Annotated in this window: 21 protein-coding genes; 17 read left to right on the forward strand and 4 right to left on the reverse strand. The window is 64.9% G+C overall.

Annotation, left to right across the window (positions count from 1 at the left end; all coding sequences use genetic code 11):
• Window positions 1–3: 3 nt before the first annotated feature.
• A complete protein-coding gene (locus AC0J42_RS06215; RefSeq protein WP_416422767.1) occupies window positions 4–816 on the reverse strand; it encodes a cytochrome C assembly family protein in 813 nt (270 codons plus the stop codon).
• Between the two features lie 193 nt (window positions 817–1009).
• Between AC0J42_RS06215 and ffh the strand changes: the two genes are divergently transcribed.
• The 12 genes from ffh (at window position 1010) to AC0J42_RS06275 (ending at window position 14863) form a co-directional block, all read left to right on the forward strand.
• Window positions 1010–2389 carry a signal recognition particle protein gene (gene ffh, locus AC0J42_RS06220; RefSeq protein WP_416422768.1) on the forward strand — a complete coding sequence of 460 codons (1380 nt, stop codon included), beginning with the start codon at window positions 1010–1012 and terminating at the stop codon, window positions 2387–2389.
• A 248-nt stretch (window positions 2390–2637) separates the two neighbouring features.
• Window positions 2638–2889, forward strand: coding sequence for a 30S ribosomal protein S16 (gene rpsP / locus AC0J42_RS06225; RefSeq protein ID WP_008366201.1), 252 nt, complete (start codon window positions 2638–2640; stop codon window positions 2887–2889).
• 5 nt (window positions 2890–2894) lie between these two features.
• Window positions 2895–3434 carry a ribosome maturation factor RimM gene (gene rimM, locus AC0J42_RS06230; protein ID WP_473005552.1) on the forward strand — a complete coding sequence of 180 codons (540 nt, stop codon included), beginning with the start codon at window positions 2895–2897 and terminating at the stop codon, window positions 3432–3434.
• A 3-nt stretch (window positions 3435–3437) separates the two neighbouring features.
• Window positions 3438–4190, forward strand: a complete 753-nt coding sequence (trmD, locus tag AC0J42_RS06235) for a tRNA (guanosine(37)-N1)-methyltransferase TrmD (RefSeq protein WP_027978896.1) — start codon at window positions 3438–3440, stop codon at window positions 4188–4190.
• A gap of 43 nt (window positions 4191–4233) precedes the next feature.
• A complete protein-coding gene (rplS, locus tag AC0J42_RS06240) occupies window positions 4234–4584 on the forward strand; it encodes a 50S ribosomal protein L19 (RefSeq protein WP_027978895.1) in 351 nt (116 codons plus the stop codon).
• Window positions 4585–4688: 104 nt separating this feature from the next.
• Window positions 4689–5096: an acyl-CoA thioesterase gene (locus AC0J42_RS06245; protein ID WP_473005554.1), complete on the forward strand. Its 408-nt coding sequence runs from the start codon at window positions 4689–4691 to the stop codon at window positions 5094–5096.
• A gap of 36 nt (window positions 5097–5132) precedes the next feature.
• Window positions 5133–6029, forward strand: a complete 897-nt coding sequence (gene xerD / locus AC0J42_RS06250) for a site-specific tyrosine recombinase XerD (protein ID WP_416422770.1) — start codon at window positions 5133–5135, stop codon at window positions 6027–6029.
• 157 nt (window positions 6030–6186) lie between these two features.
• Window positions 6187–6924 (forward strand): thioredoxin fold domain-containing protein, encoded by a 738-nt coding sequence (locus tag AC0J42_RS06255; RefSeq protein ID WP_473005555.1) that lies wholly within the window; start codon window positions 6187–6189, stop codon window positions 6922–6924.
• A gap of 135 nt (window positions 6925–7059) precedes the next feature.
• Window positions 7060–8364, forward strand: a complete 1305-nt coding sequence (locus AC0J42_RS06260) for a homoserine dehydrogenase (RefSeq protein ID WP_416422772.1) — start codon at window positions 7060–7062, stop codon at window positions 8362–8364.
• Window positions 8365–8418: 54 nt separating this feature from the next.
• Window positions 8419–9828, forward strand: coding sequence for a threonine synthase (thrC, locus tag AC0J42_RS06265; protein WP_416422773.1), 1410 nt, complete (start codon window positions 8419–8421; stop codon window positions 9826–9828).
• A gap of 111 nt (window positions 9829–9939) precedes the next feature.
• Complete coding sequence (locus tag AC0J42_RS06270) at window positions 9940–13536, forward strand: ATP-binding protein (RefSeq protein WP_473005557.1); 3597 nt, start codon at window positions 9940–9942, stop codon at window positions 13534–13536.
• An 88-nt stretch (window positions 13537–13624) separates the two neighbouring features.
• On the forward strand, window positions 13625–14863 hold the full coding sequence (locus AC0J42_RS06275; protein ID WP_473005558.1) for an EAL domain-containing response regulator: 1239 nt from the start codon (window positions 13625–13627) through the stop codon (window positions 14861–14863).
• A gap of 23 nt (window positions 14864–14886) precedes the next feature.
• On the opposite strand, the gene AC0J42_RS06280 is transcribed toward AC0J42_RS06275, so the two are convergent.
• Window positions 14887–15549, reverse strand: coding sequence for a response regulator (locus AC0J42_RS06280; RefSeq protein ID WP_473005559.1), 663 nt, complete (start codon window positions 15547–15549; stop codon window positions 14887–14889).
• A gap of 208 nt (window positions 15550–15757) precedes the next feature.
• On the opposite strand from AC0J42_RS06280, the gene AC0J42_RS06285 reads away from it, so the two are divergent.
• Window positions 15758–16048: a DUF3509 domain-containing protein gene (locus tag AC0J42_RS06285; RefSeq protein WP_416422777.1), complete on the forward strand. Its 291-nt coding sequence runs from the start codon at window positions 15758–15760 to the stop codon at window positions 16046–16048.
• Window positions 16049–16200: 152 nt separating this feature from the next.
• Here the strand turns inward: AC0J42_RS06285 and AC0J42_RS06290 are convergent, their stop codons facing one another.
• Window positions 16201–17073 (reverse strand): TIGR02285 family protein, encoded by an 873-nt coding sequence (locus AC0J42_RS06290; protein ID WP_416422778.1) that lies wholly within the window; start codon window positions 17071–17073, stop codon window positions 16201–16203.
• 139 nt (window positions 17074–17212) lie between these two features.
• Between AC0J42_RS06290 and AC0J42_RS06295 the strand changes: the two genes are divergently transcribed.
• From AC0J42_RS06295 to AC0J42_RS06305, 3 genes are all read left to right on the forward strand, one after another.
• Complete coding sequence (locus AC0J42_RS06295; RefSeq protein WP_416422779.1) at window positions 17213–17755, forward strand: YaeQ family protein; 543 nt, start codon at window positions 17213–17215, stop codon at window positions 17753–17755.
• 46 nt (window positions 17756–17801) lie between these two features.
• On the forward strand, window positions 17802–19511 hold the full coding sequence (recJ, locus tag AC0J42_RS06300; protein WP_473005560.1) for a single-stranded-DNA-specific exonuclease RecJ: 1710 nt from the start codon (window positions 17802–17804) through the stop codon (window positions 19509–19511).
• Window positions 19512–19598: 87 nt separating this feature from the next.
• Window positions 19599–20705 carry an NADH:flavin oxidoreductase/NADH oxidase gene (locus AC0J42_RS06305; protein WP_416422781.1) on the forward strand — a complete coding sequence of 369 codons (1107 nt, stop codon included), beginning with the start codon at window positions 19599–19601 and terminating at the stop codon, window positions 20703–20705.
• 103 nt (window positions 20706–20808) lie between these two features.
• On the opposite strand, the gene AC0J42_RS06310 is transcribed toward AC0J42_RS06305, so the two are convergent.
• Window positions 20809–22425, reverse strand: coding sequence for a glucan biosynthesis protein D (locus AC0J42_RS06310; RefSeq protein WP_416422782.1), 1617 nt, complete (start codon window positions 22423–22425; stop codon window positions 20809–20811).
• Window positions 22426–22896: 471 nt separating this feature from the next.
• Here AC0J42_RS06310 and AC0J42_RS06315 point away from each other — a divergent pair, with 471 nt between their 5' ends.
• The gene (locus tag AC0J42_RS06315) at window positions 22897–23262 is read left to right on the forward strand and encodes an MBT domain-containing protein (protein ID WP_416422783.1); all 366 of its coding nucleotides are present in this window, start codon (window positions 22897–22899) and stop codon (window positions 23260–23262) included.
• Window positions 23263–23269: the final 7 nt, after the last annotated feature.

Consider the following 23269-nt stretch of genomic DNA (forward strand, 5'->3'; position numbering starts at 1 on the left):
CCGTCAGATGTGCAGAATGTATTCGCGAACCAGCTTGCTGCCGAAGTAGGCCAGCATCAACAGGCAGAAACCGGCCAGGGTCCAGCGGATCGCCTTGTGCCCGCGCCAGCCCAGGCGGTTGCGGCCCCACAGCAGCACGCTGAACACGATCCACGCCAGGCACGCCAGCAGGGTCTTGTGCACCAGGTGCTGGGCGAACAGGTTTTCCAGGAACAGCCAGCCGGAAATCAACGACAGCGACAGCAGCCCCCAGCCGGCCCACAGGAAGCCGAACAGCAGGCTTTCCATGGTTTGCAGGGGCGGGAAGTTCTTGATCAGCCCCGAAGGGTGCTTGTGCTTGAGCTGATGGTTCTGGATCAGCAGCAGCAGGGCCTGGAACACCGCGATGGTGAACATGCCGTAGGCCAGGATCGACAACAGGATGTGCGCCAGGATGCCCGGCTCCTCGTCGATCAGCGGCACCGTGCCCTTGGGGATGAACTGCGCGATCAGCGTGGTGGTGGCGCCCAGCGGGAACAGCAGGAGCAGCAGGTTCTCCACCGGGATGCGCGTGCAGGCGATCAGGGTCAGGGCGATGACCGCCGCCGAGATCAGGCTGGCGGCGCCGAAGAAGTCCAGGCTCAGGCCCTGGGGCGTGATCAGCTGGTATTTCAGTGCCAGGCCCTGGGCTACCACGGCGAGTGCGCCGATCACGTAGAGCAGGCGTTTGTCGACCGCTGCGCGCTGCTTCACGCGGGTGCCGTGGTAGACGGTCGCAGCGGCATAAAGGAAGGCGGCGGCGAGGCTGGGTAGCAAACTGGGTGACAAGGGGAGCATAAGTCCTGTGGAGCAAGCCCGAAAGTGGCTGAGTGTGGCATAGAACGGCCGCCGGACGAAAGACTGGCGCCGCACTGGTGTCCGTGGCGCGCACTTCTGGCTATAATCGCCGGCCTGCCCACGCCGCGCCTCTAATATTATTCACGGGCCAGGCTGCTTAACCTCGGTTCAATTGAGCCTGAAAGGATCGCGCATGTTTGAAAACCTTACCGAACGTCTTTCGCAGACGCTGCGCCATGTAACTGGCAAGGCCAAGCTGACGGAAGACAACATCAAAGACACCCTGCGTGAAGTGCGCATGGCGTTGCTGGAAGCCGACGTCGCCCTGCCGGTGGTGAAGGACTTCGTCAACAAGGTCAAGGAACGCGCGGTCGGCACCGAAGTATCGCGTAGCCTGACGCCTGGCCAGGCGTTCGTGAAGATCGTCCAGATCGAACTCGAAGGCCTGATGGGCGCGGCCAACGAAGACCTGGCCCTGAACGCCGCGCCGCCTGCCGTGGTGCTGATGGCCGGCCTGCAGGGTGCGGGCAAGACCACCACCGCCGGCAAGCTGGCGCGCTTCCTTAAAGAGCGCAAGAAGAAGAGCGTGATGGTGGTATCGGCCGACGTCTACCGTCCGGCGGCCATCAAGCAGCTCGAGACCCTGGCCAACGACATCGGCGTGACCTTCTTCCCGTCCGATATCACCCAGAAGCCGGTGGCCATCGCCGAAGCGGCGATCCGCGAAGCGAAGCTCAAGTTCATCGACGTGGTCATCGTCGACACCGCCGGCCGCCTGCACATCGACGCCGAGATGATGGGCGAGATCCAGGCCCTGCACGCCGCCATCAAGCCGGTGGAAACGCTGTTCGTGGTCGACGCCATGACCGGCCAGGACGCCGCCAACACCGCCAAGGCCTTTGGCGATGCGCTGCCGCTGACCGGCGTGATCCTGACCAAGGTCGACGGCGACGCCCGTGGCGGTGCCGCCCTGTCGGTGCGTGCCATTACCGGCAAGCCGATCAAGTTCATCGGCATGGGCGAGAAGAGCGAAGCGCTCGAGCCCTTCCACCCGGATCGTATCGCCTCGCGGATCCTGGGTATGGGTGACGTGCTCAGCCTGATCGAGCAGGCCGAGCAGACCCTGGATAAAGAGAAGGCCGACAAACTGGCCAAGAAGCTGAAGAAGGGCAAGGGCTTCGACCTCGAAGACTTCCGTGACCAGCTGCAACAAATGAAGAACATGGGCGGCCTGGGCGGCCTGATGGACAAGCTGCCGAGCATCGGCGGCATGAACCTGTCGCAGATGGGCAACGCCCAGAACGCCGCTGAAAAGCAATTCAAGCAGATGGAAGCCATCATCAACTCCATGACCCCGGCCGAGCGCCGCGACCCTGACCTGATCAGCGGTTCGCGCAAGCGCCGGATCGCCCTGGGTTCCGGCACCCAGGTGCAGGACATCGGCCGCTTGATCAAGCAGCACAAGCAGATGCAGAAGATGATGAAGAAGTTTTCCACCAAGGGCGGCATGGCCAAGATGATGCGCGGCATGGGCGGCATGCTGCCCGGCGGCGGTGGCATGCCGAAGATGTGATTACCCGTGCCAGCCCCCGGGCTGGCACCGCCCGCAGCAGTGCGGGCACTGCGGTAAACCTGCCCCGGCAGGTCCACCGGCCACCCCTTCGGGTGGTCATATGAAGCAAATCTATCGGGTGCACTGTGTGTGCCGGAAAAAGGCATTTGCAAAAGTCCGGATATTCCTTGAGAATATGCGGCCTTTCGGGCACCCGTGTGCCCGCTGTGCATTATGATTTGCAGCACCGACTACAGGAACGATGTTCAATGCTAACCATCCGTCTTGCCCGTGGCGGCTCTAAAAAGCGCCCATTCTACCAACTGACCGTGACCGACTCGCGCAACCCGCGTGACGGCTCGCACAAAGAGCACGTTGGCTTCTTCAACCCAGTGGCTCGTGGTCAGGAAATCCGCCTGTCCGTGAACCAAGAGCGCGTCAACCACTGGTTGAGCGTTGGTGCACAGCCTTCTGAGCGCGTTGCTCAGTTGCTGAAGGAAGCTGCCAAGGCTGCGGCCTGAGCAATATGAACACGACGCCAGTTACTGCTGATGATTTGATCGTTATCGGCAAGATTTTCTCGGTTCACGGCGTTCGTGGCGAAGTGAAGGTTTACTCCTTTACTGATCCGATTGACAACCTGTTGGACTACAAAACCTGGACGCTCAAGCGCGCAGGCAGCGTGGACAAGCAGGTAGAGCTGGTCAGCGGGCGCTTGCAGAGCAAGTTCCTGGTCACGAAGCTCAAGGGTCTTGATGATCGCGACGAAGCCCAGCTTCTGTCCGGTTACGAGATCTGCGTGCCACGTGATCTGTTTCCAGATTTGGACGACGGCGAGTACTACTGGTACCAGCTGGAAGGTCTGAATGTCATCGACCAACTCGGGCAACTGCTCGGGAAGATCGATCACCTGCTGGAGACCGGTTCGAATGATGTGATGGTGGTCAAGCCTTGCGCTGGCAGCCTGGATGATCGCGAACGCTTGCTGCCCTATACGGAGCAGTGTGTGTTGGCCGTCGACCTGGCCGCAGGCGAAATGAAGGTTGATTGGGATGCGGACTTCTAGGCAATGGCCAGCCTGCGCGTAGAAGTGATCAGTCTGTTCCCCGAGATGTTTTCGGCCATCAGCGAGTACGGCATTACCAGCCGCGCGGTGAAACAGGGGTTGTTGCAACTGACCTGTTGGAATCCGCGGGACTACACCACAGATCGTCACCATACGGTGGATGATCGGCCGTTTGGCGGTGGTCCGGGCATGGTGATGAAGATCAAGCCCCTGGAAGATGCGCTGGCCGAGGCCAGGAACGCAGCGGGGGAGTCGGCGAAGGTCATTTACCTGTCGCCGCAAGGCCGCCAGCTGACTCAGCAGGGGGTACGCGAACTGGCTGAATCGGAATCCTTGATTCTGATCGCAGGGCGCTATGAAGGCATTGACGAGCGGTTTATTCAGGCTCATGTCGATGAAGAGTGGTCGATTGGTGACTATGTCCTGTCTGGCGGTGAGCTGCCGGCGATGGTCCTGATCGATGCGGTTACACGACTGCTGCCCGGAGCTTTAGGGCATGCGGACTCCGCGGAGGAAGACTCCTTCACGGATGGTCTGCTGGATTGCCCGCACTACACCCGACCGGAGGTGTATGCGGATCAGCGTGTTCCCGACGTATTGCTTAGTGGCAATCATGCACACATCCGGCGCTGGCGTTTGCAGCAGTCCCTTGGGCGGACCTACGAACGACGTGCCGATCTTCTGGAAAGACGCTCGCTTTCTGGAGAAGAGAAGAAGCTGCTGACGGAGTATCTCCGTGAGCGGGACGATAGTTAACGTATCGATGGTAGATCACAAAGATTTACCTTAGGAGCACAGCATGACCAACAAAATCATTCTGCAACTCGAAGCCGAGCAGATGACCAAAGAAATCCCGGCCTTTGCCCCGGGCGACACCATCGTCGTTCAGGTGAAAGTGAAGGAAGGCGATCGCGCTCGTCTGCAGGCGTTCGAAGGCGTTGTTATCGCCAAGCGTAACCGTGGTGTGAACAGTGCTTTCACTGTTCGTAAAATCTCCAACGGCGTTGGCGTAGAGCGTACTTTCCAGACCTACAGCCCGCAGATCGACAGCATGGCCGTGAAACGTCGTGGTGACGTGCGTAAAGCCAAGCTGTACTACCTGCGCGACCTGTCGGGTAAAGCAGCTCGCATCAAGGAAAAACTGGCTTAATAGCCGTTTTACCGATGCAAGAAAGAAGCAGCCTACGGGCTGCTTTTTTGTGCCCGCGATTTATGCCAGCTCCCACATTCCCAACACCCTGGCGATAGCCCTCCATGACCCCACGCGACCTCGAAATACAACGCCGCACCGACCTCTCGGTCAGCCGCGTCACCAAGGCGGTGTTCCCGCCCACCACCAACCACCACAACACCCTGTTCGGCGGCACTGCCCTGGCCTGGATGGACGAGGTGTCGTTCATCACCGCCACGCGCTTCTGCCGCCTGCCGCTGGTGACCGTGTCCACCGACCGCATCGACTTCAACCACCCCATTCCTGCCGGCAGCATCGTCGAACTGGTGGGCACTGTGGTGAGAGTCGGCAACACCAGCCTCAAGGTGCGGGTTGAAGTGTTCGTCGAAAGCATGAGCTGCGACGGCCGGGAAAAGGCCATCGAAGGCGTGTTCAGCTTCGTCGCCATCGACGATGACAAGCGCCCGGTGCCGGTATTGCCGGGCCTGTGAGGTAGACTGCGGCTTTCAATCGCCCGGTTTGCGCAGATGCCCGCTGTAGATCACCCCCTCATCGACCAGTACCTCGATGCCCTGTGGCTCGAAAAAGGCCTGTCGGACAACAGCCGCGACTCTTACCGCAGCGACCTGACCCTGTTCAACGGCTGGCTGCAGGAAAAAGGCGTGCAGCTGCCCCAGGCGGGCCGCGAGTTGATCCTCGACCACCTGGCCTGGCGCGTGGACCAGGCCTACAAGCCGCGTTCCACCGCGCGTTTTCTCTCCGGCGTGCGTGGCTTTTATCGCTACCTGCTGCGTGAAAAGCTGATCGGCGTGGACCCGACCCTGCAGGTCGAGATGCCGCAGTTGGGCAAGCCGTTGCCCAAGTCCCTGTCGGAAGCCGACGTGGAGGCGCTGCTCAAGGCCCCGGACCTCAGCGAGCCCATCGGCCAGCGCGACCGCGCCATGCTCGAAGTGCTGTATGCCTGTGGCCTGCGCGTGACCGAGCTGGTGAGCCTGACCCTGGACCAGGTCAACCTGCGCCAGGGCGTGCTGCGGGTGATGGGCAAGGGCAGCAAGGAGCGCCTGGTGCCCATGGGCGAGGAGGCCGTGGTGTGGGTGGAGCGCTACCTGCGCGACGGCCGCAACGACCTGCTGGGCGGGCGCCCCAGCGACGTGCTGTTCCCCAGCCAGCGCGGCGAGCAGATGACCCGCCAGACCTTCTGGCACCGCATCAAGCACCAGGCCAGCGTGGCCGGCATCGGCAAGTCGCTGTCGCCGCACACCCTGCGCCACGCCTTCGCCACGCACCTGCTCAACCACGGCGCCGACCTGCGCGTGGTGCAGATGCTGCTGGGCCACAGCGACCTGTCCACCACGCAAATCTACACCCATGTCGCCCGGGCCCGCCTGCAGGACCTGCATGCCCGTCATCACCCGCGTGGCTGAGGCGATCACCGCACATCTCTTGTTGCCGTGTCATTCGGACAGAGCCTGTGAATGTGGTAGGCTTGGGCGGTTACCAAAGCGGGCATCGAATGCCGGCTGTCCACGGACCGCCGACCCAGCACGATTGGCCCCTTCGTCCGCTGCCTCAGGAGTTCCCATGCGCGTGACCCGAATTCTCGCTGCCGCCGCCCTTGCGCTGCTCAGCACCGTGGCTATGGCCGACGACAAGGCCGAGCAGGCCATCCGCAAGACCCTCGACACCCTGCAACTCGACACCCCGATCGAAAGCATCGCCGCCAGCCCGCTCAACGGCCTGTACGAAGTCAAGCTGCAGGGCAGCCGCGTGCTCTACGCCAGCGCCGACGGCAAGTTCGTGATGCAGGGCTACCTGTTCCAGGTGCAGGACGGCAAGCCGGTCAACCTCACCGAGATCACCGAGCGCCAGGGCGTGGCCAAGACCATCAACGCCATCCCTGCCAGCGAAATGGTGGTGTTCCCGGCCGTGGGCGAGACCAAGTCGCACATCACCGTGTTCACCGACACCACCTGCCCGTACTGCCACAAGCTGCACGAGGAAGTGCCTGCGCTGAACAAGATGGGCATCGAAGTGCGCTACCTGGCCTTCCCGCGCCAGGGCCTGGGTTCGCCCGGTGACGAGCAGCTGCAGGCCGTGTGGTGCTCCAAGGACCGCCAGGAATCGCTGACCAAGCTGATCAACGGCAAGAGCGTCGACACACCGGCCAAGTGCGCCAACCCGGTGAGCAAGCAATTCGCCATGGGCCAGTCCATCGGTGTCAACGGCACGCCGGCCATCATCCTGGAAAACGGCCAGATGATTCCTGGCTACCAGCCGGCCCCGCAAGTGGCCAAGCTGGCCCTGGGCGCCAAGGGCTGATGGCCGCCGCCTTCGTGTCATCCAAGATCAAGGCCTGACGGGAATGCCCGCCAGGCCGTAATTTACCAAGCCGCACGGGTGTGCGGCGGTTTGTCACGGCCGACCCTGCGTCGGCCGTTTTATGGGGAGTTCAGAGTGAAACCGGTCAAAGTAGGCATCTGTGGGTTAGGTACCGTCGGTGGCGGCACCTTCAACGTACTTCAGCGCAACGCCGAGGAGATTGCCCGCCGTGCCGGGCGTGGAATCGAAGTGGCCCAGATTGCCATGCGTTCGCAGAACCCGAATTGCCAGATTACCGGTACCCCCATTACCAACGATGTCTTTGCCGTGGCCACCAACCCCGACATCGACATCGTCATCGAGCTGATCGGCGGCTACACCGTGGCCCGCGAACTGGTGCTCAAGGCCATCGAGCACGGCAAGCACGTGGTCACCGCCAACAAGGCGCTGATTGCCGTGCACGGCAACGAAATCTTCGCCAAGGCGCGCGAGAAGGGCGTCATCGTCGCCTTCGAAGCGGCCGTGGCCGGCGGCATCCCGGTGATCAAGGCCATCCGTGAAGGCCTGTCCGCCAACCGCATCAACTGGGTGGCCGGCATCATCAACGGCACCGGCAACTTCATCCTCACCGAAATGCGCGAGAAGGGCCGCACCTTCGAAGACGTGCTGGCCGAGGCCCAGGCCCTGGGCTACGCCGAAGCCGACCCGACCTTCGACGTGGAAGGCATCGACGCGGCGCACAAGCTGACCATCCTGGCGTCCATCGCCTTCGGCATCCCGCTGCAGTTCGACAAGGCCTACACCGAAGGCATCACCCAGCTGACCACCGCCGACGTCAACTACGCCGAAGCGCTGGGCTACCGCATCAAGCACCTGGGCGTGGCGCGCAGCACCGCCGCCGGCATCGAGCTGCGCGTGCACCCGACGCTGATCCCGGCCGACCGCCTGATCGCCAACGTCAACGGCGTGATGAACGCCGTCATGGTCAACGGTGACGCCGCCGGTTCCACCCTGTTCTACGGCGCTGGCGCCGGCATGGAGCCTACCGCTTCGTCCGTGGTCGCCGACCTGGTGGACGTGGTGCGTGCCATGACCTCCGACCCGGAGAACCGCGTGCCGCACCTGGCCTTCCAGCCCGATTCGCTGTCGGCCCACCCGATCCTGCCGATCGAGCAGTGCGAGACCGCCTACTACCTGCGCATCCACGCCAAGGACCACCCAGGCGTGCTGGCCCAGGTCGCCAGCATCCTCTCGGAGCGCGGCATCAACATCGAGTCGATCATGCAGAAGGAAGTCGAGGAACAGGACGGCCGCGTGCCGATGATCCTCCTGACCCATCGCGTGCAGGAACAGCGCATGAACGACGCCATCAAGGCCCTCGAAGGCCTGGAAGGCGTGGTCAGCCCCGTTGTCCGCATCCGCGTCGAGCACCTCAACTAATCAGTAGCCGCCAGCCCTGCCAGGGCTGGCGGTGCGAACCAAAGGTTTGGAACCATGCGTTATATCAGTACTCGCGGCAAAGCCCCGGCCCTGAACTTCGAAGACGTCCTGCTGGCTGGCCTGGCGAGTGACGGCGGCCTCTACGTGCCGGAAAACCTGCCACGCTTCACCGTTGAAGAAATCGCCTCGTGGGCCGGCCTGCCGTACCACGAACTGGCCTTCCGCATCATGCGCCCGTTCGTCACCGGCAGCATCCCGGACGCCGACTTCAAGAAGATCCTCGAGGAAACCTACGGTGCCTTCGCCCACAACGCCGTGGCGCCGTTGCGCCAGCTGAACGGCAACGAATGGGTGCTGGAGCTGTTCCACGGCCCGACCCTGGCCTTCAAGGACTTCGCCCTGCAGCTGCTGGGCCGCCTGCTGGACTACACCCTGGCCAAGCGCGGCGAGCGCGTGGTGATCATTGGCGCCACCAGCGGTGACACCGGTTCGGCCGCCATCGAAGGCTGCAAGCACTGCGAGAACGTCGATATCTTCATCCTGCACCCGCACCAGCGCGTGTCGGAAGTGCAGCGTCGGCAGATGACCACGCTGTTCGGCGACAACATCCACAACATCGCCATCGAAGGCAACTTCGACGACTGCCAGGAAATGGTCAAGAACAGCTTCGCTGACCAGAGCTTCCTGAAAGGCACCCGCCTGGTCGCAGTGAACTCGATCAACTGGGCGCGCATCATGGCCCAGATCGTCTACTACTTCCACGCGGCCCTGCAGCTGGGCGGCCCGGCGCGTTCGGTGTCGTTCTCGGTGCCTACCGGCAACTTCGGCGACATCTTCGCCGGCTACCTGGCCCGCAACATGGGCCTGCCGGTCAACCAGCTGATCGTCGCCACCAACCGCAATGACATCCTGCACCGCTTCATGAGCGGCAACCAGTATGCCAAGGAAACCCTGCACGCCACCCTGTCGCCGTCCATGGACATCATGGTCTCGTCGAACTTCGAGCGCCTGCTGTTCGACCTGCACGGTCGCAATGGCGCCGCCGTCGCCGAGCTGATGGACACCTTCAAGCAGGGTGGCGGCTTCAGCGTCGAGCAAGAGCGCTGGACCGAAGCGCGCAAGCTGTTCGACTCCCTGGCGGTCAGCGACGAAGCCACCTGCGAGACCATCGCCGAAGTCTTCGCCCAGACCGGCGAAGTGCTGGACCCGCACACTGCCATCGGCGTCAAGGCCGCGCGCGAATGCCGCCGCAGCCTGGACATTCCCATGGTGGTGCTGGGCACGGCGCACCCGGTCAAGTTCCCCGACGCGGTGGTCAAGGCTGGCGTTGGCAAGGCGCTGGAGCTGCCAGCCCACCTGACCGACCTGTTCAGCCGCGAGGAAAAATGCACGGTGCTCCCGAACGACCTCAAGGCCGTCCAGGCCTTTGTCAGCCAGCACGGCAACCGTGGCAAGCCGCTGTAACGCTGCGTTACGCTGAATAGCCCTGCAACACATAAAGCCCGTCGCTCGACGGGCTTTATTCTTTGCGCGTGTCACACTTGGGGTTCGATTCCCCAAGGGCCATGACACGGCATGAAGCACAACCTGCACAAGGCAAAACGCTGGCTGGCGGCCTGGTTGGTGCTGCTGTGCCTGGCCACCTGCAGCCTGGTCCAGGCCGCACAGACCCTGCCGTTCACCCTGATGCCGGCGTTCACCCGGCTTGAGCCGCTGCCCCTGGCGGCCGGCGACCGGCAATGGCTGGCCCAGCACCCGGTGCTGCGGGTAGGGGTGTCGATCACCGACCTCGAGCCGGTCGACATCACCGTGGACCGCAACCGCTACCGCGGTATCAGCGCCGACTACCTCAACCTGATTGCCAGCCGCCTCGACCTGCCGTTGCAGATTCACGGCTTCGCCCGCCGCGAGGAAGCGGTGGAGGCCCTGGAGTCCGGCGAAATCGATATCCTCACCAGCGCCAACGGTTTTGTGCGCAAGCACCCGGGGCTAGCGTTCACCCGCGCGTACATGCCCGACGACGCGGTGCTGGTGCAACGGGAGAACCTGGGCGGCCCCAACGCCCTGGCAGGCTCGCGCATCGCCGTGCTGGATGGCTACCTGGACCTTGACGTGCTGCACGCCGCCTACCCGCACAGCGAGCTGGTGCTGGCCCCCAGCCTCGCCAGCGGCCTGGAGGCGGTGGCCCAGGGCGACGTGCAGGCCTTCATCGGCAACGAGGTGGTGGTACGTGCCTACAGTGCGCTGCGGCCGTTCATGGGCTTGCGCATCGCTGGCGAGGCCAGCCTGCCCGATGCCGGCTTCGCCTTCGCCGTGCGCGGCACCGACCCGGTGCTGCTGGGCCTGCTGGACCGCGCCCTGGCCAGTATCGACGAGTCGTTGCGCCGGGAAATCCTCGGCCGCTGGACCACCGGCCTGGGTTCGGACATCGGCCAGCCGCGGGTGGCGCTGTCGGCCGAGGAGCAGGCCTGGCTGCATGCCCACCCCAGGGTGCGGGTGGCAGCCAGCGATTACCCGCCGTACCTGTACCGCGACCGCCAGGGCAACTGGGCAGGGCTCAACCGCGACGTACTGGCGACCATCTCCTCCATGAGCGGCCTGCAGTTCGACTACGTGCCCTCTGCGTCCATCGCCGACAGCCTGCAGGCGCTGAAGGCCGGCAACGTCGACATGAATACCACCTTGTCGGAAAACCCCGAGCGCAAGGCCTTCCTGGGGTTCTCCCATGCCTTCGGCGGCCAAGGCTGGGTGTTCGTGGTGAGGGGCAATGGGCCGCCGGTGGCCTCGCTGGAGGAGATGGCCGGGCGCGTGCTGGCCCTGCCGCGTCAGCACGCGCTAGAGAGCAGCCTGCGCGAGGAATACCCCAACATCATCCTGCGCCTGGTGGACACCTACGACCAGGCCCGCGACCTGGTGCGGCGGGGCGAGGCCGACGCGACACTGGACAGCGAAGTCAGCGCCTGGCGCTCGGTGGGCCGCTACCCACCGGGCGAGCTGAAGGTAGGGCGCAGCGTGGAAGGCCGGTGGGCGGCGGACCGCTTTGCCGTGCGCCTTGATGAACCGCTGCTGCTGAGTATTCTCAACAAATCCCTGGAAGCCTACCCGGTGCCCGAGTTGCGCGCGGTGCGCATCAAGTGGCTGGGCGCAGTCGACGGCCCGCCACCGGCCTGGCAACGCATCGCACCATGGGTGTGGTGGGCGCTGGCGGCGGCGGTGCTGTTTGGCCTGGTGTCGTTGATGTGGAACAGCCGCCTGAAGGCGCAGATCCAGCAGCGCGAGCAGGCCGAGGAGGCGTTGAGCGACCAGTTGGCGTTCCAGCGTGCGTTGCTCGACGGCATCCCCAACCCGATCTACGTGCGCGACCTGCAGGGGCGCATGGTGTCGTGCAACAAGAGCTACGAGGAGGTGTTCTCGACCCGCCTGGCGCTGGTGCGCGGCAAGCTGCTGCCCGAAGTGTCACTGATCGCCGCCGGCAAGGCCGCGCAGCTGCACGCCGACTACCTGGCGCTGCTGCAGGACCAGCAGCCGCGCTTCGCCGACCGGCAGATCGAGCTCAAGGGCCAGCCGGTGGACGCCTGGCAGTGGATGGTGCCGTTCTACCGCGCCGACGGCCAGTTGCAGGGCATGCTGGGCGGCTGGATCGACATCAGCGAGCGCAAGCGCCTGGAGGCAGAGCTGGTACATGCGCGGCAGGTGGCCGAGCAGGCCAGCCAGGCCAAGAGCGCGTTCCTGGCCACCATGAGCCACGAGATCCGCACGCCCATGGCGGCCATCATCGGCCTGCTGGAACTGGAGCGCGAGACCGCTCGCCTGCACGGTGGCGAGCCGTCGCAGGCGCTGGATGTGGCCTATCAGTCGGCCCGCGACCTGATTGCCTTGATCGGTGACAGCCTGGACCTGGCCAAGATCGAGGCGGGCAGCTTGCAACTGGCACCCGAAGCCACCGAGCTGCGGCCCTTCTTCGCCACCATCGTCCAGCTGTTCAGCGCCCAGGCGCAGCAGAGAGGCTTGCGCCTGGAGCTGGACCTGGCGGCGGGGCTGGACGGCAGCTACTGGTTCGACCCGTTGCGCCTGCGCCAGGTGATTCACAACCTGCTGAGCAACGCCTTGAAGTTCACCCATCAGGGCCAGGTGACGCTCGAGGTAAGGTTGAGCGAACAGGGCGGCCTGTGCATCGAAGTCAGCGACACTGGCGTGGGCATGGACGCCGAGCAGCAGGCGCGGCTGTTCAAGCCGTTCGTGCAGGTGGGCGCGCCGTCTGCACAGGAGGTGCGTGGCACCGGCCTGGGCCTGAGCATCTGCAAGCAGCTGGTGGGCCTGATGGGCGGCGATATTCGCCTGGCCAGCGCACCGGGGCAGGGCACGCGGGTGACCTTGACCCTGGACCTACCGCGCGTTGCCGGCAGCCCCGGCAACACCGCGGGGCACGCTCAGCCGTATGCTGGCCGTGCACTGCAGGTGCTGGTGGTGGATGACATGGCCGCCAACCGCCTGGTGCTGACCCAGCAGGTGAGTTTCTTCGGCCATCAGGTGCAGGCCGTGAGCAGCGCCGAGCAGGCCTTGGCGGTGTGGCAGGCCAAGGCCCCCGACGTGATCATCAGCGACTGCAACATGCCGGGCATGAGTGGCTATGACCTGGCCCGCGCCATCCGTGCCGCCGAGGCGCAGGGCGCAAGGCCGCGTACACCGTTCATCGGCAGCAGCGCGAATGCCTCCGATGGCGAGGCAGAGCGTTGTCGCCTGGCGGGCATGGACCAGCTGCTGGTAAAGCCCATCGGCCTTGAACAGCTTGGCCAGTTGCTGGCCGGCCTGGCGGCGCCGCCAGCCTTCGACATGGCCACCCTGCGGCGCATGACCCTGGCAGATGATACGGTGATGAAAAAGATGCTGGAGGAACTGCGCAACAACATCGCCCAGGAAACCCAGGTGCTGGAGGCGGCGGTGGCCACGGCCGACTGGTCGCCCATGCGGGCCGCGTTGCATCGCCTCAAGGGCGTGGCCTGCCTGATTGACGCAGGGCCCATGGCCATGGCCTGCGCCGAGCTGGACAGCAGCGCCAAGGCCCGTGCGGGCGATGGGCTCGGGCAGCAATGGGCCACCCTGCGCCAGCGCCTGCAAGCGCTGAGCCTGGACATCGAGAAACAACTTTCGGAAATATCCTACAAAGTTTAGGACTTGTCCTATGTGTCGACCCCGGCCCGCTCTCTAGAGTGTGCATCAAGCGCCCCTCACTACGCGGGCGTGATTCGGAGGTATGCACATGCACGCACTGAAAGTTCTGGTTCTCGAAGACAGCCCCTTCCAACTCATGGCGGTGCATCAAATGCTCAACGCCAGCGGGGTCTTCGATGTCCTGACGGCCGAAAGTGTCGATGCCGCGCTTCAATCACTGGAAAACCGCGGCCCTGTCGACATCGCCATCTGCGACCTGCAGCTGGAGGAAGGCGACGGCCTGCAATTGATCCGCCACCTGGCACGCCATCGCCAGGCCCAGGCATTGATCATCCTGTCGAGCCTGGAACGCGGCGTGCTCGACAGCGTCGGCCAACTGGCTCGGCACCTTGGCTTGCAGGTGCTGGGGGTGCTGGAAAAACCGGCCACCCCGGCAGTGCTGCACGACCTGCTGCAACGGTATGAGCAAGGCGAAACAGCGCCCGGCGTGATGCCCCTGGTGGAGGTCAACGAATTGGTCGGCCTGGACGAACTGACGCTGGAGCGCCTGCCCCAGCTGCGCCAGCAGTGGCAGGTGTGGTTCCAGCCCAAGGTTGCCATCGACGGCCGCCTGCTGGGGGTCGAAGCCCTGGTGCGCTGGCAGCATCCGGCACTGGGGCTGCTGTCGCCGGCAAGTTTCCTGCCGCTGGTCAGCTATGCGGGGCTGCTGCCGCAGCTTACCTGGCATGTGCTGGAAGCTGCGTTGCAGCTAAGCGCGTCGGTGCGCGAGCACACCGGTGAAGCGCTGCCGGTAGCCGTCAACATGGCGCCGGGCCTTATCGAGGCCGAAGGTTTCACCGCTCAGCTCCAGGCGCTGCTCAAGCAGGTGGGTTTGCCGGCCACGGTGCTGACCCTGGAAATGCGCGAAACCCGCCAGGGCCCTGCCAATGGCCTGGAGGTGGAAGCGTTGTTGCGCCTGCGCATGCTGGGCTGCCACCTGGCCATCGATGACTTTGGCACTGGTGAGTCGAACATCCAGCGCCTGTTGGACCTGCCGTTCTCGGAGCTGAAGATTCCCAGCCGGTTCGTGCGCGGCATGGCGCAGGACGGTCGCAAGGCTGCGGTGGTGGCTGGGGCGCTGATCATGGCGCGGCGTATGGGCCTGGGGGTGGTGGTGGAAGGGGTGGAAAGCGCCAGCGACTTCCACGCCCTGCAGGCCCTGGGGCAGCCGGCGCTGCAAGGCCCCTATGTGGCCCGGCCCATGTTGCAGGAAGCGCTGGGCGCCTGGATGGCCACCCGCGACCTCAGCCACTGGGCTGCGCAGCACGGCCAGCCTTGCCAGGCCTGAGCGCAGGGCTCAGGGTTCAGGGCTCAGGCCAGGCCATGCTCCTGCAGGTAGATGAACAGGGCGGCGTCGTTGGCCACCCCCAGCTTGCGCATGGCACTGACCTTCTGGGCGCTGACCGTCTGCTTGCTGCGGTTGAGCTGCGCGGCGATCTCGCCCACCGACAGGCCGCCGGCCAGCAGCCTGGTCACCTCGATCTCCCGGGGTGACAGCGCTTCGCGCTCGAACATGCGGTCCGGGCGCACCTCACCCTCCTGCAGCAGCGCCTGGCTCACCGAATCGGCGATGAACACCTTGTTGCGTCGCACCTGGGCGATGGCGATTGGCAGTTCGCTGACCAGGCTGGCCTTGCCCAGCAGGCCCTTCACCCCCAAGCCCAGCATGGAGCGGAACAGTCCGGCGTTGTTGAGCATGGTCACCACCAGGATCGGCAGTTCCGGCCAATGCCGACGAACGGTCTCCAGCAGGCGCAGGCCGTCGTTCTGGTGTTCGGCCGGCATCATGAAGTCGGTAATCAACAGGTCGCACTGGCCTTCTTCCAGCCACTGGGTCAGCTCCGACGGGCTGCTGGCCTCGCCCACCACCGCCAGGTCCGGGTCCTGTTGCAGCACGGCGCGCAGGCCGATGCGGAAAATCGGGTGGTCGTCGGCCACCAGGATGCGCAGCGGCGAGTGGGAAGGCGTATTCACGGTTAGGCTCCAAGCGCGGTGGCTGTTCCAGGCGAGGAGTCTGGCACATTCGCCGGGGGGCTGGCTTTTTGCACATTCCAACTGTCATATTCGACGGGCAAGCTGAAACGGCAGGTTAACTCCCCGTCGGAGCCGTTTTTAGAACTTTTTGCACTGTCGACGGGTCATTGATAGACACCTTGATTTCGAACAACTGAGTGGTGATCGAATGGAAAATATCAACGAGTTGCTGACTGAAGCACTGACGCCCTACCACGTGGACGTGGTTGACGTGGGCGGCCCGCTTGAATGCCGGGTGATATTGCGCGATTCGACCGGCGCTCTGGTGCTGGATCGACGCTTCAACCGCCGCCAGTTCGCCGACAAGCACGCCCTCACGGACGTGGTTGACGGCCTGCATCGCGACCTGATGGTCGTCGAGGGGCGGCTGCAGCCGTGCATGCTGGCTGCCCTGGCGCAAGCCGCGGTAGCGCCTGTGGCCAGTGCTTCGATGAGGTAGGGAACCTTCCCGCGCAGGTGTGTTCCGATCCTGTAAGGGCAGGGGGGCTGACATTGTGCTCCGGTGTCAGTCACCTGTCGTATTGGCCCACAGTGGCCACGTTTGACCCCGGGTAGCTTCCCCACTGCCCGGGGTTTCTTTTTGCCCGCGATTCAGGGGCTGGCGCGGGCCGATTCCTCGAAGAAGCGCCGGGAATCACGCAGGTAGTCCGCACGGCTCGCCGGGTCCAGCCAGTCGGCATAGAACCCCGGCAACGTGGTGCTGCGCAGACCCACCAACACGCGGTTCAACTGCTCGACTACCGTCCTGCCGGCTGGGGTGTTCGAACAGCCCACGTACACCGGTTGGTAGCGCGGCACCCCGCGCACCGGCAGGAACAGCAGGTCGTTGGCGCTGATCTGCTCCTGGGGTGCCAGGTACAACGCCTCCGGCCAATACCCCAGCACGCCGTCCAGGCGCCCGTGCTGCTGCATCTGCAGCAGGCTGGCCACCGCGTCGTTGCCGTGATGGGCGTTGACCGCCCCCTTGGGCGCTGCTGCCAGCATGGTGTCGATGGCCATGCCGTAGCTGCGCTCGGCTACGCGGCCGATCTTGATGTTGGGGCTGGCCAGCACGGCCGGCAGGTCCAGCTCGCCGTGGTGGATGAAGGTGTTGAAACCGTGGCGGTCCTGGCGGCGGATGATCAGGCCGTTGGTCTGGCTGGCCAGCACCGGCATGGAATACACCACCGACTGGCTGCGCTCGGCGGTCCACAGCAGGGTCGGGTCGCAGCTCAGCGGCGCTTCCTGGAGCATTTGCGAAGCGCGGGCGCGGTTGACCCGCACCACGCTGTGCTCGTACTGCGGCAGCGCCTGCATCAGCAGCGGCAGCATGCGGTCCACGGCCCCCTGGCCTTCGCGCGGGCCACTCTCGATGGTCAGGGGCGGCAGATCGCGCACCAGCCACGTCAGTGGTTCCCCAGCCTGGGCGACCAGTGGCAGGCCCAGGTACAACAACAGCAACGTCAATCGGCGGCGACCTTCCATGATACGGGCTCCGAAACAGCTGAATGTCTAGATAACACAGGTCTGCGCCTGCTGGGTAAGTTGTCGGCCATCGGTCTTAGTTGATTAGGCCATGATCGGTTAGACTGTGCGACTTTTCCTCGTAGCAAGAAGCCCCTTCATGGCCCAGCCCTCCACGACCTACAAATTCGAACTCAATCTGACCGACCTTGACCGTGGGGTCTACGAAAGCGTCAAGCAGACCATCGCCCGTCACCCTTCGGAAACCGAAGAACGCATGGCCGTGCGCCTGCTGGCCTACGCCTTCTGGTACAACGAGCAGCTGTCCTTCGGCCGCGGCCTGTCGGACGTGGACGAAGCGGCCCTGTGGGAAAAGAGCCTGGACGACCGCGTGGTGCACTGGATCGAAGTGGGCCAGCCCGACGCCGACCGCCTCACCTGGTGCTCGCGCCGCACCGAGCGCACCAGCCTGCTGGCCTACGGCAGCCTGCGCGTGTGGCAGACCAAGGTGGTGGACGCGGTGAAGAACCTGAAGAACGTCAACATCGCCGCCGTGCCCCAGGAAGTGCTGGAAACCCTGGCCAAGGACATGCCCCGCGCCATCAAGTGGGACGTGATGATCAGCGAAGGCACCATCTTCGTTACCGACGACCGCGGCCAGCACGAAGTGCAACTGGAGTGGTTGATGGGCGAACGCGGCTAAGCCGCCACGTCCTTTTCCTGACCTTGCCTCACAGATAAGAAGCCCCATGCGTATCGAACCGCGTCAACTGCCTGCCATCCTGCCCTTCCTCGGCGACCTGCCGCCCCTGCTGACCCGCCTGTACGCGGCGCGGGGCGTGCTGTCGGCGGCTGAACTGGACAAGAGCCTGGCGCGGTTGATTCCGTTCCAGCAGCTCAAGGGCATCGACGCGGCGGTGGACCTGCTGGTGGACGCGTTGGCCAACCGCCAGCGCATCCTCATCGTCGGTGACTTCGACGCCGACGGCGCCACCGCCAGCAGCGTCGGCGTGCTGGGCCTGCGCCTGCTGGGCGCGGCCCATGTCGATTACCTGGTGCCCAACCGGTTTGAATACGGCTACGGCCTGACCCCGGAAATCGTCGCCGTGGCCCTGCAACGCCAACCCGACCTGCTGGTGACCGTGGATAACGGCATTTCCAGCGTCGAGGGCGTGGCCGCCGCCAAGGCTGCCGGCCTGAAAGTGCTGGTCACCGACCACCACTTGCCCGGCCACGAGCTGCCGGCCGCCGATGCCATCGTCAACCCCAACCAGCCAGGCTGCGAATTCCCCAGCAAGTCCCTGGCCGGGGTCGGGGTGATTTTCTACGTGCTGATGGCCCTGCGCGCGCGCCTGCGCAGCCTGGGCCATTACGACAACCGTCCGCAGCCCAACATCGGCGAGCTGCTGGACCTGGTGGCCCTGGGCAGCGTTGCCGACGTGGTGCCGCTGGACGCCAACAACCGCATCCTGGTGCACCAGGGCCTGGAGCGCATTCGCGCCGGCCGTGCGCGGCCGGGCCTGAAGGCGATCCTGGAAGTGGCCAAGCGCGATCATCGGCGCATCACCTCCACCGACCTGGGGTTCATTCTCGGCCCGCGCCTGAACGCCGCCGGCCGCCTGGACGACATGAGCCTGGGCATCGAGTGCCTGCTCAGCGACGACACCGCCCTGGCCCAGGCCATGGCGGCGCAGCTGGACGAGCTGAACCAGGACCGCAAATCCATCGAGCAGGGCATGCAGCGTGAAGCGCTGGCCCAGCTCAAGGACCTGCCGGTGGAGTCCATGCCGTTCGGCCTGTGCCTGTTCGACGCCGACTGGCACCAGGGTGTGATCGGTATCCTCGCCTCGCGTCTGAAAGAGCGCTACCACCGGCCCACCATCGCTTTTGCCGACGCCGGCGAGGGCATGCTCAAGGGCTCGGCCCGTTCGGTGCCAGGGTTCCACATCCGTGACGCCCTGGACGCGGTGGCCGCGCGCCACCCGCAGCTGATCAGCAAGTTCGGCGGCCACGCCATGGCGGCCGGCCTGTCGCTGCCCGAGGCCAACTTCCCGGCGTTCGCCGCGGCCTTCGACGAGGAAGTGCGCCGGCAGCTGCAGGAAGACGACCTCACCGGGCGCCTGCTCACCGACGGTAGCCTGGCCGTGGAAGAGTTCCACCTGGAGCTGGCCCGCGCCCTGCGTAACGCCGGGCCCTGGGGGCAGCACTTCCCCGAGCCGCTGTTCCACGGTGTGTTCCAGCTGGCCGAGCAGCGGGTCGTCGGCGAGCGCCACCTGAAAGTGGTGCTCAAGAGCGAGTGCGGCTCGGTGCGCCTGGACGGCATCGCCTTCGGCATCGACCGCGAGGTGTGGCCCAACCCCACCGTGCGCTGGGTGGAGCTGGCCTACAAGCTCGACGTCAACGAATTCCGCGGCCAGGAAACCGTGCAATTGCTGATCGCCCACATGGAACCACGCTGAGAAACGGCTGAACCCTGCTCAAGGCGGCGTTGTCGACTAGGCTCTAGACATTGTCTGCGCCCGATCACATGCCTTGAGAGGTGCCCCATGAGCCTGCTGCTCGAACCCTATACCCTGCGTCAACTGACCCTGCCCAACCGCATCGCCGTGTCGCCCATGTGCCAGTACTCCAGCGTCGACGGCCTGGCCAACGACTGGCACCTGGTGCACCTGGGCAGCCGCGCCGTGGGGGGCGCCGGCCTGGTGTTCACCGAGGCCACGGCAGTCACCGCCGACGGCCGCATCACCCCCGAAGACCTGGGCCTGTGGAACGACGAACAAATCGAACCGCTGCAGCGCATCACCCGCTTCATCACCGCCCAGGGCGCCGTGCCGGGCATCCAGCTGGCCCACGCCGGGCGCAAGGCCAGTACCTGGCGGCCGTGGCTGGGCAAGGCCGGCAGCATTCCGGTGAACGAGGGTGGCTGGGTGCCGGTGGGGCCGTCGAAAATCGCCTTCGACCCCCGCCACACCGCGCCCACGGCGCTGGATGAAGCGCAGATCCAGGAAGTCATCCTGGCGTTCGTGGAGGCGGCGCGGCGTGCCTTGAAAGCCAATTTCAAGGTGGTGGAGGTGCACGCGGCCCACGGCTACCTGCTGCACCAGTTCCTGTCGCCCATCAGCAACCAGCGCCAGGACAGCTACGGCGGCTCGTTCGAGAACCGTATCCGCTTGACCCTGCAGGTGACCGAGGCGATTCGCACCGTGTGGCCGCAAGAGCTGCCGGTGTTCGTGCGGGTGTCGGCCACCGACTGGGTGGAGGATGGCTGGAACCCTGATGAAACCGTGGAGTTGGCCAAGCGCCTGAAGGCGCTGGGCGCGGATTTGATCGACGTGTCGTCAGGCGGCACTGCGGCGAACGCCGAGATTCCTACCGGGCCGGGTTACCAGACGCGGTTCGCAGAACGGGTGCGCAAGGAGTCGGGCATTGCCACCGGCACCGTGGGCATGATTACCGAGCCGGCCCAGGCCGAGCACATTCTGCGCACCTGCCAGGCGGACATCATCCTGCTGGCGCGCGAACTGCTGCGCGACCCGTACTGGCCGCTGCACGCCGACGACGACCTGGGCGGCCGCCAGGCGACGTGGCCGGCGCAATACCAGCGCGCCACCCATCGCGACCAGCCGATACACGAGTCCGACCTGCGCGATTGAGTGGCCCCGGGACGCGGCCTACGGCCGCTGCTACATTGCTCCCACAAAGGCAGTTGCTGCTACGCCTGTAGCAGCGGCCGGAGGCCGCGTCCCAGGCGCCGCATCACGTGTACTTGCGCTTGTCCGGCGCTGGCGGGAAGTACTGGTACAGCCAGGTCTCGCTCAGCGTACGGTCCTGGGTGCGGATGAACAGGCGCATCTCCACCGGCGCGACGCTGTCGCTGGTGGGGTACCAGTCGAACGTCACGCGGTAGCCCTTGTCCGGCAGCACCAGGATATTGAAGTCCTGCACCTTGCCGCTGGACACCGTCACCACCGGCTCGATGCCGGTGCCTTCGGGCAGCCGCTCCAGGCCGCCGCCCTTGAAGTCCACGGCGAAACGCCGCGCCCACACTTCCGGGTAGTGCTCGCCGGGGGCCCAGCCCTCGGTGAAGCCACCCATGCCCGAACGGGTGGCATGCACCCGCGCCAGCGGCGTGCCCACGGGCGGCAGGGCGCTCCAGTACAGCTTGTAGCCGAAGTTCAGGGCGTCCCCGGCCTTGACCGGCTGCTTGGGCGTCCAGAAGGCGACGATGTTGTCCAGGGTCTCGCCCGTGGTCGGGATCTCCATCAGGCTGACCGAGCCCTCGCCCCAGTTGGTGGTTGGTTCCACCCACAGGCTCGGGCGCTTGTCGTAGCCGTCGACGGTGTCTTCGTAGCTGCTGAACGCGTGGTCAGTCTGCACCAGGCCGAAACCCTTGGGGTTGTTGTCGGCGAAGGCGTTGAACTGCAGGGTGGCCGGGTTGTTCAGCGGGCGGCAGATCCACTCGCCGTTGCCGCGCCACATGGCCAGGCGGTCGGAGTCATGGATTTGCGGGTGGATGGTGTCGCACATGCGCCGTTCCTGGGTGCCGCAGCTGAACATGCTGGTCATGGCCGAGATGCCCAGCTGTTCGATGTCGGTGCGGGCGAACACGTGGGCGTCGATGGCCATCACCACCTGCTGGGCCTGGCAGTCGATGTCGAACTTGTAGGCACCGGTGGCGCTGGGCGACTCCAGCAGGGCGTAGACGGTGAAGCGGGTGCTTTCCTTGTCCGGGGTTTCAAACCAGAACTTGGTGAAGTCGGGGAACTCCTCGCGCTTCTTCGCGTAGGTATCGATGGCCAGGCCGCGCGCCGACAGGCCGTACTGGCCGGTGGCGTCCACCGCGCGGAAGTAGCTGGCGCCGAGGAAGGACAGGATGTCGTGCTTGTCCAGCTCCGGGGCCTTGAACAGCCGGAAACCGGCGAAGCCCAGGTCGCCCTTGAGCTGCTTGGTGTCCACGCCGGTGTTGTCGTAGCGGAACAGCGGCGGGTGGAAGTGCACCTCGCGCGCCTGCTGCTTGCCGGCGTCGACGCTGTACATGCGCACGGGCAGCTTGAAGCCCATGCCCACGTGGAAGAATTGCACGTCCAACTGGCCCTTGTTGTCGTACCACAGCGAATGCTTGGGGTCGTACTGGATGGCGTTGAACTGCAGGGGCGTCATGTTCGCCAGGGTCGGCGGCAGCACCTGCTTGCGGTCGGTGTAGCCCTGGGTGGCCAGCTGCCGGGCCTGGGCCTGCAGCAGATCGAAACTGAACGGCTCGGCATCGCCATCGGCGGTGGCCGCCATGGCCTGCGCGGCCAACAGGCCGGTGCCGGACAGCCCGGTGTAGGCGGCGAGCGCCATCGAGGCCTTGAGAAGGTGCCTACGGTGCATAAATAAACCTGTCTGCAAATAATCCGGGCCGCCTCCTGGCTGCCAGGCTGGATCGAGATAAAGGTCTGGACATGCCCTCGGCCAAACGCAATCAACTCATAACAGATAACAAAGTGGGCGTGGGGTTCGCAAGGAGAGGGAAAAAAACCTGTAAAAAATCGATGATTCGTAGCCGCCCCATGCAAGGTGAGCGGGCAAGGCTGCCAAGCTGGTGGTCAAGAACACTTGAGCAGGTCGCGGTGAAACCCTGTGGGAGCTGGCTTGCCAGCGAGCTTTTCGGGCCGCCAAAAACTCGCTGGCAAGCCAGCTCCCACAGGGTTCATTGGGCTGCCCTGCGAAATGCGGTTTTGGGGTAGAGAAACCGCGCTTCAGAAAAATCCTACAAAAACGCCAGATCCTTCCTCGTTATCCCCCCAGCCACACCCGCAATAATCCCCCCTCGACTCACCCAGACCAGCGAGGAAGCGCTTGATGCCCAGGGTAAGACCAACGCGAATTACCGTGACCGGCCACGTGGTGTTCGATCACCATTTCGGGGGCTGTGGGGATATTTACTTGTATTGGTGTGACGTCAGCGCGCCCGCGCAGGATGCGGGTAAGCCGGCCCGGCAGGGGCAGCCGGGGTATTTCAGCGCGAGCATTTTCGATGGCAGCGACTGGCGCAAGCTGCAGCTCAGCCGCCTGTTGCCGTACGCCGACCGGGCCTACCAGCGCCCGGTGCAGCGCCCGCGGGTGGCGCAGGCGCTGCAGCAGGTGATTCACGAGTGGCGCGGCGAGTTGGCCAACTACTACGATGAGTCCCGCTGCTTTCGCCTGCTGGCCCGTGAGCTGAGCTGAGGCCGCA

The organism is Pseudomonas sp. Tav-5-1A, assembly GCF_055755055.1.